A 14271-nucleotide genomic window follows, 5' to 3' on the forward strand; every position below is an offset into this window, starting at 1 on the left:
TCGCTTGGCCGTGCCGCCTATGTTTGCAGGGGCGTCGCGCAGCTTTTGCAATAGGGGTCCTTGGGCAGGTTGATGCTGCGCATTGTTGGCGCCAGGCCATCGAAAAGCTGGAGTTTTCCGGCGGGGTCTTGGCCGAAACCGGTGACCACGCGGATCACTTCCATCGCTGCGAAGCTGCCCATCAGGCCGACCATCGCGCCGAGAACGCCAACTTCACTGCAATCGTCACAGTCATCCGGGTCGAGCGCATCGCCGACGAAACAGCGATAGCAAGGCTTGTCCGCTTCCCAGCCGCGGAACGTGCCCAGCTGCCCCTGAAACTGGCCGATCGCCGCGGAAATGAGCGGCACGCGATGCGCGACCGACAGATCGGAGACCAAAAGCCGCGTCTGGTAATTGTCCGACCCGTCGATGATCGCATCAAAAGGCGCGAAAAAAGCCGCGACATCCTCCACGAAACCAACCTCAGTAAGCCTTTGATTAATAGGGTTTATTATGACGTCCGGATTGATATGCTGCGCGGCACTTTTGGCAACTTCAACTTTCGATTTTCCAACGTCATTTTCACTAAACAAAACCTGACGCTGCAAATTTGACAGCGACACCACATCATCATCAACAATCGTCAGCGCACCAATTCCGGCCGCTGCGAGATATTGTATCGCCGGGCAACCAATACCGCCCGCCCCGATGATCAAAATATGCGCGTCGAGAATCTTCTTCTGCCCCACCCCACCAATATCTTTGAGCACGATATGGCGAGCATAGCGATCCAATTGTTTGTCAGTGAGTTCCAAAAGCTTACCAGTAAATTTTCAGGACGCTACGGCGCCAAGCGGGTTTGTTATCAGGCGTAGGCACCATATTGTTCTTGCCTTCGCGAGCAAAATATTGGCCGACATATTCTTCCAAAGCCGGACATTGAATGGAGATAGGCGTAACTTGACGGAGACTACCTTTACCATCGGTGAGTAGCAGGACTTGAACGAAGTAATTGGCGCCGCCGGAAGTCTTTTGTGTAGGTTGGCAGCCTGAGGTGAGTTTGCGTGCTTTGAGCGACTCCCTATAACTATATTCCGGTTTACGTTTGAATTCTGCAACGCTCACGGCATTTAGGTTATCAGGAATCGGGGGAATGTCTCCATTGGCGGTCAAGCCGGTCTGTAGCGCTGCAGCCAAGATTAGATTTGTAAATACCATTTTCTATACTCCAGTTGATCCAAAACCGCCAGACCCCCGCTGCGTTTCGTCGAGATCTGCAACCTCGACAAGAATACCCCGTTGAACCGGGGCGACGACAATCTGGGCAATCCGATCACCGCGCTCAACGACGAGATCTTCTTCTCCATGGTTGATCAATATAGCTTTCAGTTCGCCGCGATAATCGCTGTCGATGGTGCCTGGCGCATTGGGAATCGCTATGCCCTTTTTCAGCGCAAGGCCGGATCGTGGACGCACTTGAATCTCATATCCCGCAGGGATTGCAAATGCGAAGCCCGTTCCAACTAGCCCGCGCTTTCCCGGTGCAATGGTCAGTTCTTCCGCAGCGCGAATATCCATGCCGGCCGAACCACTGGTTTCATAGGAAGGCAGGGGAAGGTCACCTGCGTGATCCAGTCGTTTGATGGCAATATCGACGGGTTCGAACATCAGGTAATTTCCTTACTAATTTTGGCTATCAGTCGCCGTGCCACTTCTGACTTAGGCAGGCGTTCCCAGATTTCACTGCCGGTTTTGGTAATGATGTGGACGCTATTGTCTGTGCCGCCCATCACGTCACCAGACACATCATTTGCAACGATCCAGTCGCAGGCCTTTTTCTTCAGTTTCGCTGTTGCATGTTCGGCAACCTTTTGGGTTTCGGCGGCAAAGCCGATCAGCAGGCCAGGGCGTTGTTTATTTTGGGCAAGTCCCGCCAATATATCCGGATTTTCTGTCAGTTTGAGCGGCGCCGGAGCATCACCCTTTTTCTTGATTTTCTGACCAGACTGGCTGTCGGCGCGCCAATCGGCCACGGCTGCAACCATGATCGCTACATCGGCCGGTAAGGCTTCGTGTACCGCCTTTTCCATTTCGAGTGCGGTTTGGACATCAACCCGCATGACGCCAGCGGGTGTAGCGAGATGCACGGGGCCTGCTACCAATGTCACCTGTGCGCCAGCATCGGCAGCGGCAGCGGCGATTGCGAAACCTTGTCGTCCAGAAGAGCGGTTGGCGATATAGCGAACCGGATCGATTGGTTCATGAGTAGGGCCCGCGGTGATAAGGACATGTTTGCCGTGCAATGGCCGATGCCGATCAGGAGCAAAGGCAGGCTGGCCGTCGAGCGGGTTTGTACCCAGCTCATTCTCAACAACAAGACCGAAAGCACCTGCTTTATTGCCCAGGCAGTTTGTAATTTCCGCGAATATTGCTGGCGGTTCAGGCAAGCGGCCCGGTCCAAATTCACCGCAAGCCATATTGCCTTCATCCGGCTGCATCACATCAATGCCATCCGCCTTGAGTTGCGCGATATTGCGCTGTGTCGCGGCATGTTCCCACATGCGAACATTCATCGCTGGAACCACCAGCACCGGTGTATCGGTTGCCAGCAACAAAGTCGTTGCCAGATCGTCGGCAACACCACCCGCCATTTTGGCTAAAAGATTGGCGGTCGTAGGACAGACTACCACAAGATCAGCTTCACGGCTGAGCTGGATATGTCCCATTTCAGCTTCGTCTTTCAGGCTCCATAGCGTTGTATGGACTTCATTCTCGGAGAGCGCCGCTAGTGTCATTGGTGTTACAAATTGCGCGCCTGAATCGGTCAATACGCAGCGGACTGTCATGTCCGCTTTCTTGATCAGACGAATAAGTTCTGCAGATTTATAGGCCGCTATACCGCCGCCAATGATCAACAGGATATGTTTGGAATTTTCCATCCCATCCAATTTAGGGCCAAGCGAGCCTAAAGCCAAGCAACATGTGTCTCATTTGATTCTTGTTTGAGAAAGGCTTATTGAAGTGGGAAAATATACCGGGGTCGCGCTTCACGGGTAAAAGATAGAGGAAGCGGCGATGAATATGCGAAAACATACCAAATTATCCATAGTGTTGATTTTGACTGTTACGCTCATGGCTTGCCAGGCGGCATCTGACGCAGATGCGGTGGCGGAGGAGTCGCTAGAAGCCGAAGGGGATGCGATCGAACAGCCTATGGAAATAGGAGAACCTGATGAGTCCCCCGCCGCTGATATGGCGTTGGAAGATCAAGTGAGCGCGCCGGTTGCGGAATATGACCAGCCGCCGATCGCCGATGAAGGCCGGAGCCCTGCTTCAGTCCCCATTGTTGCTGGAGCCGACGAGCCCGGTGTTCTGGACCAGCCGACAGAAAATCGGCTGATTTGGTGTTCAGAGGTCGGTAGGCGCCTGCCGCAGGAACAGTGCAATGATTATGCTGAACAGATTGCAGATCTGCGATCCGGTGTCGCAGCTTTCAACCCTGACCGCAATATGGTGAAAGATCGTCCCACCGAAGTCCGACTTGCAATTGGACCGGAAGAGGAGCGAGAGCGTATAATAAGCAGAGCGGGCGGTGAAGGCCGAGCCCAGACGGCGGAGATTGAAATTGGCGCAAGAATGCGGGCCCGGTTAAAGGGACGGGGTTTCGATATTGATCCTGATGAACCGGTCGATCAAGCCATGGGGCGCAATAGACGCCAAGTGTGGAATTGGGATGTGACTCCGCGTCGTGCCGGCAGTCATCAATTGTCTGCTGAAATCACGGTGCTGGCGGAAGACGGGACTGTGCTCGACAACCAGTCCAGCGAGGTCATTGATGTCACTGTTGTTGTTTCAGAATCCGAGCGCGCTGCGCTTGAGCGCGAAAAAATACGAAAGAAGCGACAAAACCTCGAAGAAGACGTTGGTTGGGCGACTGGCTTTTTGAAAATTCTTGATGATTTTTCCGTGGCACTTTTGGCACTTCTGACAACAATCATCGTCGGTGGAATCACCTTATTTGTTCGTGCCAAAAAAGCGAAAAATGGAGATGCCCAAGTAGGTAATGACTGACGGGAGACCTTCTATTTGATCATTTGGAATCATATTTCCAAATGATAGAAGGTGGTCATCCCCAGAAGTATATGGCGCCTGCTCCAGTCGCTCCGGCAACCAATGCCGTTATTGCATAGCGCCAAAATCCACTGCTTTTCCGGGCTTTATTGCGATCCCACATCAACTCAATCTCGGCTACAGGCAGAGCAGGGGGGGCGCCGCCTTGGCGAGGGATTTGTGCGTCAAGCCGTCGAACAATGTCGGGTAGCATCATCAGCGTTTCTACATCATCATTAATGCGGTCGGCAATCGCTGCTTCGAGCCCAAGCTCGCCGCGGATCCAGTTTTTCACATAGGGACCGCTGGCATCCCACATATTGATTAATGGGTTGAGATCGGTGGCAATGCCTTCGACCATAACCATGGTTTTTTGAAGCAGCAGAAGATGCGGTTGGGTTTCCATGTCGAAATCGCGAGTGATCGCGAACAGCCCGTCTAGCATATCGCCGACCGAAAGCTCGCTAACCGGCTTGCCACGCATTGGTTCTCCCACCGCGCGCAACGCGGTTGCAAAATCCTCCATGCTGTGATGGTCAGGCACATATTGCGCCTCAAAGTGAATCTCCGCGACGCGTTTATAGTTGCCAGTGGTCAGGCCATAGAGAATTTCCGCAAGCCAGAAGCGCGCTTTCTTGTTGATCCGACCCATGATGCCAAAGTCGATGGCGACAATGGTACCATCTGCCTTCACGAACAGATTTCCCTGATGCATGTCGGCGTGAAAATAGCCAGCCTCGATCGCCTGTTTCAGAAAAGTGCGCACTAACCTGGTTGCGACCTCATTGAGATCATGTCCCGCGGCGATTAACTCGTCTCGTTTTGAGATTTTGACACCGTTGACCCAGTCGAGAGTCAGTACACGGCCCGAGGTGCGGTCCCAGTCGATCGTCGGTATTTCGAATTGATCGACATTGGCCATATGCTCCGCCAGCTCCGAAGCGCTAGCGGCTTCCCGGCGGAGGTCCAGTTCACGCATCGTCCAGCGCCGGAAATTGGCAATCACCAATTCCGGGCGCAACCGTTTGGCTTCGCCACCCAATGCTTCCAGATGGGCGGCTGCCCACTCGTAGGTCTCGATATCCTGATTGAATTTCTTGATAATGCCGGGGCGAAGGACTTTGACTGCGACATCTTTGCCTTCAACGGTCTTGGCGCGATGTACTTGTGCGATTGAGGCAGCACCAACAGGGTCCGGATCAATCTCGCTATAGAGCTCTTCGATTGGCTTCCCAAGGCTGGCTTCAATCTCGTCCTTGATTTTGTCAAATGCTACAGGAGGGAGGTTGTCCTGCAATTCGAGCAAGTCCCGGGCCGCTGCCTCACCGATAATATCGGGGCGGGTTGCCAGCGTCTGGCCGAGTTTGATTGCGGCTGGACCAATGGCTTGCAGGGCCGCCGAATAATTCGGGGTTTTGGGCTGGATCGTGCCCAGCCTCGCGATACGAAACAAGCGCCGTACCTGCGGCGGCGTCGCTTTATGCTTTTCCAGGTCACGCAATGCGCCGTGTTTGGCAAGTGTGCGGCCCCATTTGAGCAGGCGAAAGATATGAGTGCGGGCTCTGGTCATGGGCTGCAGGTGCTCAGACTTTCCAGCCGCTATGGATCGCGACCAGTCCACCCATCATCGGTTCGACTTTTGTCTGGCTGAATCCGGCGGCCTCTATCATGGAACGAAATTCTTCCATTGGCGGGAATTTCGCAATCGATTCGGCTAGATAGCGGTAGCTGGCCTCGTCATTCGCTACCGCTTTGCCCACTTTGGGCAGAATATGGTGAGAATAGGTTTCGTATATTTTGTCAAAACCGGGCCAATTGGTTTGCGAAAATTCCATACAATAAAAGCGTCCGCCATATTTCAACACCCGATGGGCCTCGGATAGAGCTTGGTCGATATGCGTCACATTGCGGATACCGAAGACAATCGTATAGGCATCGAAGTGAGAATCGGGAAAGTTCAGAGTTTCGGCATTCTGTTCGCTCCAAACCAACCGCGTCTCGCCTTTTTCGACCGCCCGCTCGACACCAGCCGCCAGCATGTCTGCATTGATATCGGAAACGGTAATATCGGCGCCGCTGTCGACCATACGGAAGGCAATATCACCGGTGCCGCCTGCCATATCGAGAATCGTCTCACCGGCGCGCGGTTTGACCCGGCGCACGAAGCGGTCTTTCCACAGCCGATGGGTTCCGCCGCTCATCGCGTCGTTCATCACATCATATTTGGAAGCGACACTGGAAAAAACCGCGCCAACCTTGCCGGTCTTTTCGCTCTCATCGACCTCTTCATAGCCGAAGGAGACGGTTTTGCTTTCGATAGCCATTTTTTGCCTGTGCTGATTATTCTTTAAATTCCCAAGTAGACCAGCCTTGGCAGCACTGCAATCACTCTGTAGCTGCCCTTTGGACCATAGTGGATGAGGATTGTTATGCCCGAGCTGCCCGAAGTTGAAACGACCGTCGCCGGTTTGCGGCCTGTGCTCGAAGGGCAGCGCCTCGTTTTTGTGGAACCGCGCCGTGCCGACTTGCGCTGGCCGATTCCCGTCGATTTAAGGCAACGGATGACCGGGGCGATGGTCACCTCGCTCGGCAGGCGCGCAAAATATGGACTGATTGAAACCGATCGTGGCGACGTGATGATCTTCCATCTCGGCATGTCCGGTCGCTGGCGGATCAATCCGGAGGAGCTTGAAAAACATGACCATCTGTTGATGGAGACTGATGCGGGTGACCGGATGGTGCTCAATGATCCCCGTCGATTCGGATCGTTGGATATCGTGCGAGCCGATCAGCTCGACAGCTACAAGCCCTTTGTGTCGATGGGGCCGGAGCCGCTTGGAAATGAATTTACGGCCGCTCATTTGAAAGCGGCGACCAAGGGACGGAAGGTGCCGATCAAACAGCTGTTGCTTGATCAACGGACAGTTGCCGGACTCGGTAATATTTATGTCTGCGAAGCGCTGCACATGGCGAGGATATCTCCTAGCAAAAAGGGCGATCAGATTTCAAAGCCCCGCTATGAGCGGCTTGTGGAGGCGATAAAGCAGGTTTTGACTGCCGCGATCGCGGCTGGCGGTTCTTCTCTGCGGGACTTTGCCCAACCGGATGGAGAACTAGGCTATTTTGCCAAAGACTGGCTGGTATATGGCCGTGAGGGGGAGGCCTGTCGTTGCGGCGCGCCCGTGCGCCGCCGAGTCGATAGTGGGCGGTCGACCTTTTACTGTTCGCAATGCCAGAAATAAGCGGTTCACTAAGCTATTGACGGGAATCAGCTCCCACGCTATTGGCCGCCGTCTTGAGCCGGAAGCTATACGTAACGTCCCGGCATTTAATTCAGATTTTGAGGGTTTTTCATGGCTAATACGCCGCAAGCAAAAAAACGTATCCGTCGCAACACGCGCCGCACCGCGATTAACAAAAATCGCCTGAGCCAGATTCGGACCAAGATTAAGGCCGTTGACTTGGCTGTTGAGGCTGGTGACAAGACTGTGGCTGCTGCGGCTTTGAAAGCTGTTCAACCAGAACTGGCTCGCGGTGTTAGCAAGGGCCTGTATCACAAAAATACCGCTTCGCGGAAATTCAGCCGCCTAACAAAGCGGGTTGCCGCGCTTTAATAAGCCTGACAATTTGAAACAGAAAAACCCGCCCGATTGTGGCGGGTTTTCTTTTGGGCAAACGCTTTTGATTCGGGTCCATCAAGGCAAACTCAATTGCGGATTATCCACGATTGCATGGCCCGGATATATCGAGAGGCCTGTTTTTACTTGTGCAGATGATCTGAAAAGGTGCAGGTTTGCAGCGGGGCGTTGATCTGCTGTCGTTCAAAGCTGGTTCAGCCTAGTTTCTCTATCATGCATGATATGATGGTGGGCAATTTGAAGGAAACAACATGACTATTCTTGCCAAGCACGGCTTTAATCGCAGAGGGTTTTCGGTGTTTGCACCGCTTGCTCTTTTAACACTTAGCGCTTGTGCGACACCGTTCCGCGCTGATGTCCAGCGCTTCGTCGCGCTTCCCAATACCACAGGACAAAGCTTCGCTGTTGTCGCGGCGGATCCCGATCTGTCAGGTGGCCTTGAATTTGGCCAATATGCTGCATTGGTCGAGAAGCGCATGCTCGATTTGGGCTATCAACGCAGCGAAGACCCTGCCGCCGCAGAACTGATCGTCAGCGTCGATTATGAAATCGACAAGGGACGTGACAAAGTGGTGGCTGAATATGATCCGTTCTATCCGTCCGCCCGATTCAGAGGATATTATGGGCGTCACCGCTATCGCTATGGTTTTCATGACCCGTTCCTCTACGGCGGCTACGGCTTCTCTGGCTATGACGGTGTGCGCAGCTTTACGGTCTACACCTCAGAGCTGGACCTGAAGATTGATCGTGCCGTTGATGGTGAGCGCTTGTTCGAAGGCAAAGCAGAAGCATTGTCGCGGTCAAAGAACCTGACCTATCTCGTGCCCAATCTGGTCGAAGCGATGTTTACTGACTTCCCCGGAAACAGCGGCGAACGCGTTCGAATTTCGGTGGCGCCTGAGAAGAAATAGTCGCGGCTCGCATTAGCTTTCAAGCTGACGGAGCAGCATCCGGACATCATTGTCCATCTCGCTATCTTCACCGCGCAGTTGCTCGACCAATTTGACCGCATGGATAACCGTGCTGTGATCGCGGCCACCAAATTTCCGTCCGATTTCGGGATAGCTGCGCGGCGTCATCACCTTTGCGAGATACATTGCGACTTGCCGGGGGCGTGCGACGGCCCGCGCGCGGCGTTTCGATGACATTTCATTCCGGTCGAGCCGGTAATATTCGCATACCGTACGCTGGATTTCATCGATCGTGATCCGCCGGCGACAGGCGCTCAATATGTCGGACAGTTGTTCTTCGGCCAGTTCGCGGCTGATCTCGCGACCGGTTAATTGCGCATAGGCGAGTAGTTTGTTGAGGCCGCCTTCCAGCTCGCGCAAGTTGCGGCTGATCGTGCGGGCGAGAAATTCTACCACGTCTTCAGATACCTGCTGGTGCGGCATGGTGGACAAGCGATGATTCAGAATATCACGGCGCAGCTCAAGCCCTGCAGATTGGATGTCAGCAACCAGACCCATGGACAGACGCGAGAGCAGCCGCTGATCGACGCCATCAAGGGCCTGAGGAGGGCGATCTGCTGCCACGACAACCCGTTTGCCTTGGCTGATCAGAGAATCCACTGTGTGCAGAAACTCTTCTTGGGTGGAATTTTTACCGACGATGAACTGGATATCGTCGATCATCAGCAGATCGGCTTCGCGCAGCGATGCTTTGAACTCCATTCCTTCATTGCGGCGCATCGCAGAGACAAATTCAATCATGAACCGTTCCGCGGACATATAGATAATGGTCGAGGATGGAAATTCTTCGCGAAAGGCGTGGCCGATGGCGTGCATCAAATGCGTTTTGCCCTGGCCCGTCGAGGATTGAAGATAGAGCGGGCAGAAAAGCGGTTTCTCGGCAGCAGCGGTCCGCTGTGCCGCATTGAGCGCGAGAACATTTGAATGGCCTGCGATAAATTGATCAAAGGTCATCCGTGGATCAAGGTCCAAACGGAATTTGCTTTCGGGTGCAACATTATATTGATTCTGTGCTGCCGTGCCATTGAAAGGAGATGTTTGCGCGATTTTGGCCGCGCCCGACTGAACTTCGAAAGTCAGGCCTTTGATTGCCGGCTGATGGGCTTTCCAAGCAAGCGACAAACGTTCCGAATAGCGATCCTGGACCCAATTGGCAGAAAATTCCGATGGGAGCTCCAGCGACAACATGCCACTATTTGAATCAAAAGCAGCCAACTTGATCGGCTTGATCCATTGACCAAAAATCTGCGTGCCCAAATCGCGCCGAAGACCGGCACAGATTTTTTGCCAGATAGCTTCCAGATCCGCTGAAATATTGTCCTCCATTGTCCCCGACTTATTTTCAGACAGACCGCCAACCTGATCAGATATGCTTTCGTTCACGAACATCCCCCGACATCATCCCCTTGGTACGCACAATAGCGTACCGAATATTCGACTGCAGATTTCGAGCGTCGAACTATTCGCCATGTCCAGCCACGGGAATTCATTAGACGCGAAGAACCTCATGCTGAAAACACGTTTTCAACGGTCAGTTTTATTTTCATGTGAGGCCTGGAAATTTCATCCGGGGCCGCCAGCCGAGATTCGTTTGTAAGCCGGTCCGAGTGAGTCGAGCAAGAGCGTCTTCGTAAAAAAAGTGAAATATTTCGGTTGACAGCGGCAAGCTCTAGTTTTTTCTATATATCTTTTTAACACACTGAATAATAACGAATATATTCTGTGGATAACAAGGTACAACAAGCGAATCGCGGAGTCAGCGTTGGTTCCGACAATTTCGATATTGGTCGACATAAGATTGGCACCGGAAATCCGTCATGGGGCTCTTCGTAACAAGCTAGCGCAAATAGACTTGCCAAAGGCACCATGATTTGGCAATGGCGCTCGCCTGACCTCAACGATGCTTAAGCGCATTGTGTCATGGGGGCGATTAGCTCAGTTGGTAGAGCGCTTCGTTTACACCGAAGATGTCGGCGGTTCGAGCCCGTCATCGCCCACCATTATTTCGAGATGAAATCAGCTTTGGTTTAAAGTTTCTTCCAACAATGCTGCGGCTTTGGCGCCGTCCCAGTCCATGGCTCCGATTACTCGCCAGACTTCCTTGCCTTGTGCATCATAAAGTACGGTGGTGGGCATCAGGCCCGAGCCGAATCCGAAACTCAAGCCGTTTTCCGGGTCGACATAAGGTTCGAGCTCTTTAAAATCGCGGCGTTCGAAAAATGGCGCAACTTTCTCGGTGCCTTGAATGTCCTGCGATACCACTAGCACTTTGAGTCGGTCTTTTTCGCGTGCTGCAAGCGTATCGAGCATCGGCATTTCAACGACACAAGGCGCGCACCATGTTGCCCAGATATTCACCAATAGGGGCTGGCCAGTGAAATTGCTCAATCGCACACTGCTTCCGTCGGGGGCCTGGAACGGCGTATCGATCATCGCAGTACCGCGCTGGGAAATGTCCAGCTTGCCGACGAGGCCCTTGCCGCTTTCTATGGTTTCGCCATCTTCCTGAGCCTTGCCATCAGCAAATTCTTGCTCCGCTTCGCTGGAGCCTCTATCGCAGGCCGCGAGGCTCATTATCAGGACGATGAATAGGACGGTACGCATCACAAAAGGCACAAAAAATTCCAATATCATGTGGGGCGGCAGGTTTGCCGATGGCCCTTCATCAATAATGCGCGAGATAAACGCCTCGATCCCGTTCGACAAGAAATTATGGCGTCATGATATTCGCGCTAGCTTGGCCCATGTCGCGATGTTGGCGGAACAAGGGATTGTCGAAGCAGAAGATGCGACGCAAATCATCAATGGATTGAACCAGGTCGCGCAGGAATATGAAGCCGATGGTATTGTCGAAGATCTCGACCTTGAAGATATCCATATGCACGTCGAAGCACGCCTTTCGGAGATTGTCGGTCCCGTTGCAGGGCGTTTGCACACGGCCCGTTCGCGCAATGATCAAGTCGCGACCGATTTCCGGCTGTGGGTGCGCGATGCCATGGACATGGTCGACGATGCTCTGGGCGCTTTGCAAAAAGCTCTGGTGGATCGCGCCGAAGAACATGCCGAGACGATCATGCCAGGCTTCACCCATTTGCAGTCGGCCCAGCCCGTCAGCCTCGGCCACCATATGATGGCTTATTATGAGATGATCCGGCGTGACCGCTCGCGTTTTAGCGATGCGCGGAAGCGGATGAACGAATCGCCGCTCGGTGCTGCGGCGCTGGCCGGCACAGGTTTTCCGATTGATCGGGAAAAGACGGCGTCGACGCTGGGCTTCGACGGCCCGACTGGCAATAGTCTTGATTCGGTTTCCGACCGGGACTTTGCGCTCGACTATCTGATGGCGGCGACCCAGTGCAGTCTGCATCTCTCGCGGCTGGCAGAAGAATTTGTAATCTGGGCGAGTCAGCCTTTCGGTTTCGTGAAACTGCCCGACAGCTATTCCACCGGCTCCTCTATCATGCCGCAGAAGCGTAATCCCGATGCGGCTGAGTTGGTGCGCGGCCACTGCGGACGGATTGCTGGGGCGATGAACGCGCTGGTCATCACGATGAAGGGCCTGCCGCTCGCTTATTCAAAAGACATGCAGGATGACAAGCCACCGGTGTTCGAAGCGCATGACCTGCTGGGTCTTTCGATCGCCGCGATGACCGGTATGGTTGCTGAAGTCGAATTCAACGGGGACCGTATGCGCGGGTTAGCCGAAGCTGGCTTCTCGACCGCGACCGACTTTGCTGACTGGTTGGTCCGCGAAGCCAAGCTGCCATTTCGTGAAGCGCATCATGTCACGGGTGCGGTGGTCGCTCTTGCCGAGGAACAAAACTGTGGTCTTGCTGACCTCACGCTTGAACAGTTCCAAGCGATCGATGGCCGGATCAATGCTGACGTGTTCAACGTATTGAGCGTCGATGCCTCGGTTGCTAGCCGATCCAGCTATGGTGGCACCGCGCCTGATCAAGTAAGGGTTCAGGTTGCAAAGGCCAGTAAAGCATTGGACTTGGAGAGCTGAAATGAGCAAAATCCGTTCGATCTTACTGCTCACTGGAGCGACGCTGGTTTTGGCGGCGTGCGGCAATCGCGGTGCATTGCAACCGGCAAAAGGCGAGGCGCTGCCCGCTCCTGTCTACGGTGAAATGAAAACGCCCAGCGGCGAAGAATTGCTGGTGCCGTCAAGCCAGGCCATGCCGCACCGTAGTGATGAACTGTTGCGCCGGTCGGAAAAACGGCAGGATGACGAATTCGATTTACCGCCTCCCGGCTAACCTTTTCCACACGTTTGAAAGTATAAGAAATTGGACCATTTCCAGATCAAAAATGGAATATTGCACGCGGAAGATATCCCGCTGCCGAAGATTGCCGAAGAAGTCGGTACGCCCGTCTATGTCTATTCGCGCGCGACACTCGAGCGCCATGCGCGAGTGTTCCGCGAGGGACTGAAAGACGCAGGGACAATTCATCTCGCTTTCGCCGTGAAGGCGAATCCCAATCTCGCGGTGCTTCGGATCTTGGCTAATCAGGGCTATGGCGCGGACGTGGTGTCGGGCGGTGAGCTGCAGCGAGCACTGGCGGCCGGTATGAAGGCGGAGGACATTGTGTTCTCCGGTGTTGGAAAAAGCCGTGAAGAGCTGACGCTGGGCCTCGAAAAAGGCATTGGCCAGTTTAATCTGGAATCGGAGGAAGAAGGCGTGATGCTCGCCGAAATAGCGGCTGCTCGTGGCGAGAAAGCGTCGGCAACCCTGCGGGTCAATCCCGACGTTGATGCTGGCACGCATGCAAAAATTTCAACGGGTAAGAAAGAAAATAAATTCGGTGTTGGTATCGATGTTGCGCCGGATATCTATGCGCGGCTGTCCGGTCTTGAAGGATTGAACCTGCGCGGCGTCGCTGTGCATATCGGTAGCCAGCTACAGAGCCTTGACCCGCTTGAAAAATGCTATGCGAGAATGGGCGAACTGGTCGCGCAATTGCGCAGTGCCGGCCATGCCATTACTCATGTCGATCTGGGCGGCGGGTTGGGCGTGCCCTACAAGCCCGCGGACAAGCCCCCCAGCCCGGCCGACTATGGCGTCATGGTCGCACGGGTAACCAAGGGGTGGGATGTTACGCTGATGTTTGAGCCCGGTCGCGTGATTGCCGGAAACAGCGGTATCATGATTACCAAAGTCATCCGGATCAAACCGGGCGTGAACAGCGATTTTGTCATTGTTGATGCGGCTATGAATGATCTGATGCGGCCAGCCATCTATGACGCGTGGCATGATTTTGACGCGGTTGAGCCCAGTGGCGAAACGATGGTCGCCTCGGTCGTCGGACCAATTTGCGAAAGCAGCGATATTTTTGCCAAAGAGCGGACTGTTGATCGCGTTGAAACCAACGATCTCGGGATATTCCGGACAGCTGGCGCTTATGGTGCGACCATGGCGAATACGTATAACAGCCGTCCGCTGGTGCCGGAAGTACTGGTTGATGGCGACCGCTATGCCGTGGTGGCCGAACGGATCGAACCAGCGACCATCATGGCTGCGGAACATGTGCCCGACTGGCTGAAATAGCAGCCATACCCGCAATGG

15 protein-coding genes and 1 tRNA gene are annotated in these 14271 nt (G+C 54.0%); 8 read left to right on the top strand and 8 right to left on the bottom strand.

Annotated features, from left to right (window positions below; all coding sequences use genetic code 11):
• Positions 1-17 precede the first annotated feature (17 nt).
• The 4 genes from ABJG22_RS03370 to ABJG22_RS03385 are packed head-to-tail and all read right to left on the bottom strand — an operon-like array spanning position 18 to position 2921.
• Positions 18-797, bottom strand: coding sequence for a HesA/MoeB/ThiF family protein (locus ABJG22_RS03370; protein ID WP_348018840.1), 780 nt, complete (start codon positions 795-797; stop codon positions 18-20).
• A 4-nt stretch (positions 798-801) separates the two neighbouring features.
• The gene (locus tag ABJG22_RS03375) at positions 802-1200 is read right to left on the bottom strand and encodes a hypothetical protein (protein WP_348018841.1); all 399 of its coding nucleotides are present in this window, start codon (positions 1198-1200) and stop codon (positions 802-804) included.
• Between the two features lie 3 nt (positions 1201-1203).
• Positions 1204-1650, bottom strand: a complete 447-nt coding sequence (gene dut / locus ABJG22_RS03380) for a dUTP diphosphatase (RefSeq protein ID WP_348018842.1) — start codon at positions 1648-1650, stop codon at positions 1204-1206.
• Entirely contained in the window at positions 1650-2921 is a 1272-nt protein-coding gene (locus ABJG22_RS03385) for a bifunctional phosphopantothenoylcysteine decarboxylase/phosphopantothenate synthase (RefSeq protein ID WP_348018843.1), read from the bottom strand. Before ABJG22_RS03385 ends, dut begins: the two co-directional genes overlap by 1 nt.
• Positions 2922-3057: 136 nt before the next feature.
• Here ABJG22_RS03385 and ABJG22_RS03390 point away from each other — a divergent pair, with 136 nt between their 5' ends.
• A complete protein-coding gene (locus ABJG22_RS03390) occupies positions 3058-4053 on the top strand; it encodes a hypothetical protein (protein WP_348018844.1) in 996 nt (331 codons plus the stop codon).
• 55 nt (positions 4054-4108) lie between these two features.
• On the opposite strand, the gene ubiB is transcribed toward ABJG22_RS03390, so the two are convergent.
• Both ubiB and ABJG22_RS03400 read right to left on the bottom strand, forming a co-directional pair.
• Positions 4109-5662: a 2-polyprenylphenol 6-hydroxylase gene (ubiB, locus tag ABJG22_RS03395; RefSeq protein ID WP_348018845.1), complete on the bottom strand. Its 1554-nt coding sequence runs from the start codon at positions 5660-5662 to the stop codon at positions 4109-4111.
• A gap of 13 nt (positions 5663-5675) precedes the next feature.
• Positions 5676-6416: a class I SAM-dependent methyltransferase gene (locus ABJG22_RS03400; RefSeq protein WP_348018846.1), complete on the bottom strand. Its 741-nt coding sequence runs from the start codon at positions 6414-6416 to the stop codon at positions 5676-5678.
• Between the two features lie 105 nt (positions 6417-6521).
• Between ABJG22_RS03400 and mutM the strand changes: the two genes are divergently transcribed.
• From mutM to ABJG22_RS03415, 3 genes are all read left to right on the top strand, one after another.
• The gene (gene mutM / locus ABJG22_RS03405; protein ID WP_348018847.1) at positions 6522-7334 is read left to right on the top strand and encodes a bifunctional DNA-formamidopyrimidine glycosylase/DNA-(apurinic or apyrimidinic site) lyase; all 813 of its coding nucleotides are present in this window, start codon (positions 6522-6524) and stop codon (positions 7332-7334) included.
• A gap of 111 nt (positions 7335-7445) precedes the next feature.
• On the top strand, positions 7446-7706 hold the full coding sequence (gene rpsT, locus ABJG22_RS03410) for a 30S ribosomal protein S20 (RefSeq protein WP_348018848.1): 261 nt from the start codon (positions 7446-7448) through the stop codon (positions 7704-7706).
• Between the two features lie 275 nt (positions 7707-7981).
• On the top strand, positions 7982-8641 hold the full coding sequence (locus ABJG22_RS03415; RefSeq protein ID WP_348018849.1) for a DUF4136 domain-containing protein: 660 nt from the start codon (positions 7982-7984) through the stop codon (positions 8639-8641).
• A 12-nt stretch (positions 8642-8653) separates the two neighbouring features.
• Here the strand turns inward: ABJG22_RS03415 and dnaA are convergent, their stop codons facing one another.
• Complete coding sequence (gene dnaA / locus ABJG22_RS03420) at positions 8654-10027, bottom strand: chromosomal replication initiator protein DnaA (protein WP_348019029.1); 1374 nt, start codon at positions 10025-10027, stop codon at positions 8654-8656.
• A 598-nt stretch (positions 10028-10625) separates the two neighbouring features.
• Here dnaA and ABJG22_RS03425 point away from each other — a divergent pair.
• A tRNA-Val gene (locus tag ABJG22_RS03425) sits at positions 10626-10701 on the top strand.
• A gap of 16 nt (positions 10702-10717) precedes the next feature.
• Here the strand turns inward: ABJG22_RS03425 and ABJG22_RS03430 are convergent.
• On the bottom strand, positions 10718-11335 hold the full coding sequence (locus ABJG22_RS03430; RefSeq protein ID WP_348018850.1) for a TlpA disulfide reductase family protein: 618 nt from the start codon (positions 11333-11335) through the stop codon (positions 10718-10720).
• On the opposite strand from ABJG22_RS03430, the gene argH reads away from it, so the two are divergent.
• The 3 genes from argH to lysA are packed head-to-tail and all read left to right on the top strand — an operon-like array spanning position 11334 to position 14253.
• Positions 11334-12710: an argininosuccinate lyase gene (argH, locus tag ABJG22_RS03435; RefSeq protein WP_348018851.1), complete on the top strand. Its 1377-nt coding sequence runs from the start codon at positions 11334-11336 to the stop codon at positions 12708-12710. The two genes, ABJG22_RS03430 and argH, sit on opposite strands and share 2 nt — an antisense overlap.
• Position 12711: 1 nt before the next feature.
• Positions 12712-12963 (top strand): lipoprotein, encoded by a 252-nt coding sequence (locus ABJG22_RS03440; RefSeq protein ID WP_348018852.1) that lies wholly within the window; start codon positions 12712-12714, stop codon positions 12961-12963.
• A 30-nt stretch (positions 12964-12993) separates the two neighbouring features.
• The gene (gene lysA / locus ABJG22_RS03445; protein WP_348018853.1) at positions 12994-14253 is read left to right on the top strand and encodes a diaminopimelate decarboxylase; all 1260 of its coding nucleotides are present in this window, start codon (positions 12994-12996) and stop codon (positions 14251-14253) included.
• Positions 14254-14271: the final 18 nt, after the last annotated feature.

The organism is Parasphingorhabdus sp. (genome assembly GCF_039939955.1).
In the GTDB taxonomy this organism is placed as follows: Bacteria; Pseudomonadota; Alphaproteobacteria; order Sphingomonadales; family Sphingomonadaceae; genus Parasphingorhabdus.

Coding starts and splice junctions, on each gene's coding strand:
- ABJG22_RS03415 (WP_348018849.1), top strand. CDS start 7,982: ATGACTATTCTTGCCAAGCACGGCTTTAATCGCAGAGGGTTTTCGGTG.
- rpsT (WP_348018848.1), top strand. CDS start 7,446: ATGGCTAATACGCCGCAAGCAAAAAAACGTATCCGTCGCAACACGCGC.
- ABJG22_RS03375 (WP_348018841.1), bottom strand. CDS start 1,200: ATGGTATTTACAAATCTAATCTTGGCTGCAGCGCTACAGACCGGCTTG.
- ABJG22_RS03390 (WP_348018844.1), top strand. CDS start 3,058: ATGAATATGCGAAAACATACCAAATTATCCATAGTGTTGATTTTGACT.
- ABJG22_RS03400 (WP_348018846.1), bottom strand. CDS start 6,416: ATGGCTATCGAAAGCAAAACCGTCTCCTTCGGCTATGAAGAGGTCGAT.
- dnaA (WP_348019029.1), bottom strand. CDS start 10,027: ATGGAGGACAATATTTCAGCGGATCTGGAAGCTATCTGGCAAAAAATC.
- argH (WP_348018851.1), top strand. CDS start 11,334: ATGTGGGGCGGCAGGTTTGCCGATGGCCCTTCATCAATAATGCGCGAG.
- mutM (WP_348018847.1), top strand. CDS start 6,522: ATGCCCGAGCTGCCCGAAGTTGAAACGACCGTCGCCGGTTTGCGGCCT.
- ABJG22_RS03440 (WP_348018852.1), top strand. CDS start 12,712: ATGAGCAAAATCCGTTCGATCTTACTGCTCACTGGAGCGACGCTGGTT.
- ABJG22_RS03385 (WP_348018843.1), bottom strand. CDS start 2,921: ATGGAAAATTCCAAACATATCCTGTTGATCATTGGCGGCGGTATAGCG.
- ABJG22_RS03430 (WP_348018850.1), bottom strand. CDS start 11,335: ATGATATTGGAATTTTTTGTGCCTTTTGTGATGCGTACCGTCCTATTC.
- ubiB (WP_348018845.1), bottom strand. CDS start 5,662: ATGACCAGAGCCCGCACTCATATCTTTCGCCTGCTCAAATGGGGCCGC.
- dut (WP_348018842.1), bottom strand. CDS start 1,650: ATGTTCGAACCCGTCGATATTGCCATCAAACGACTGGATCACGCAGGT.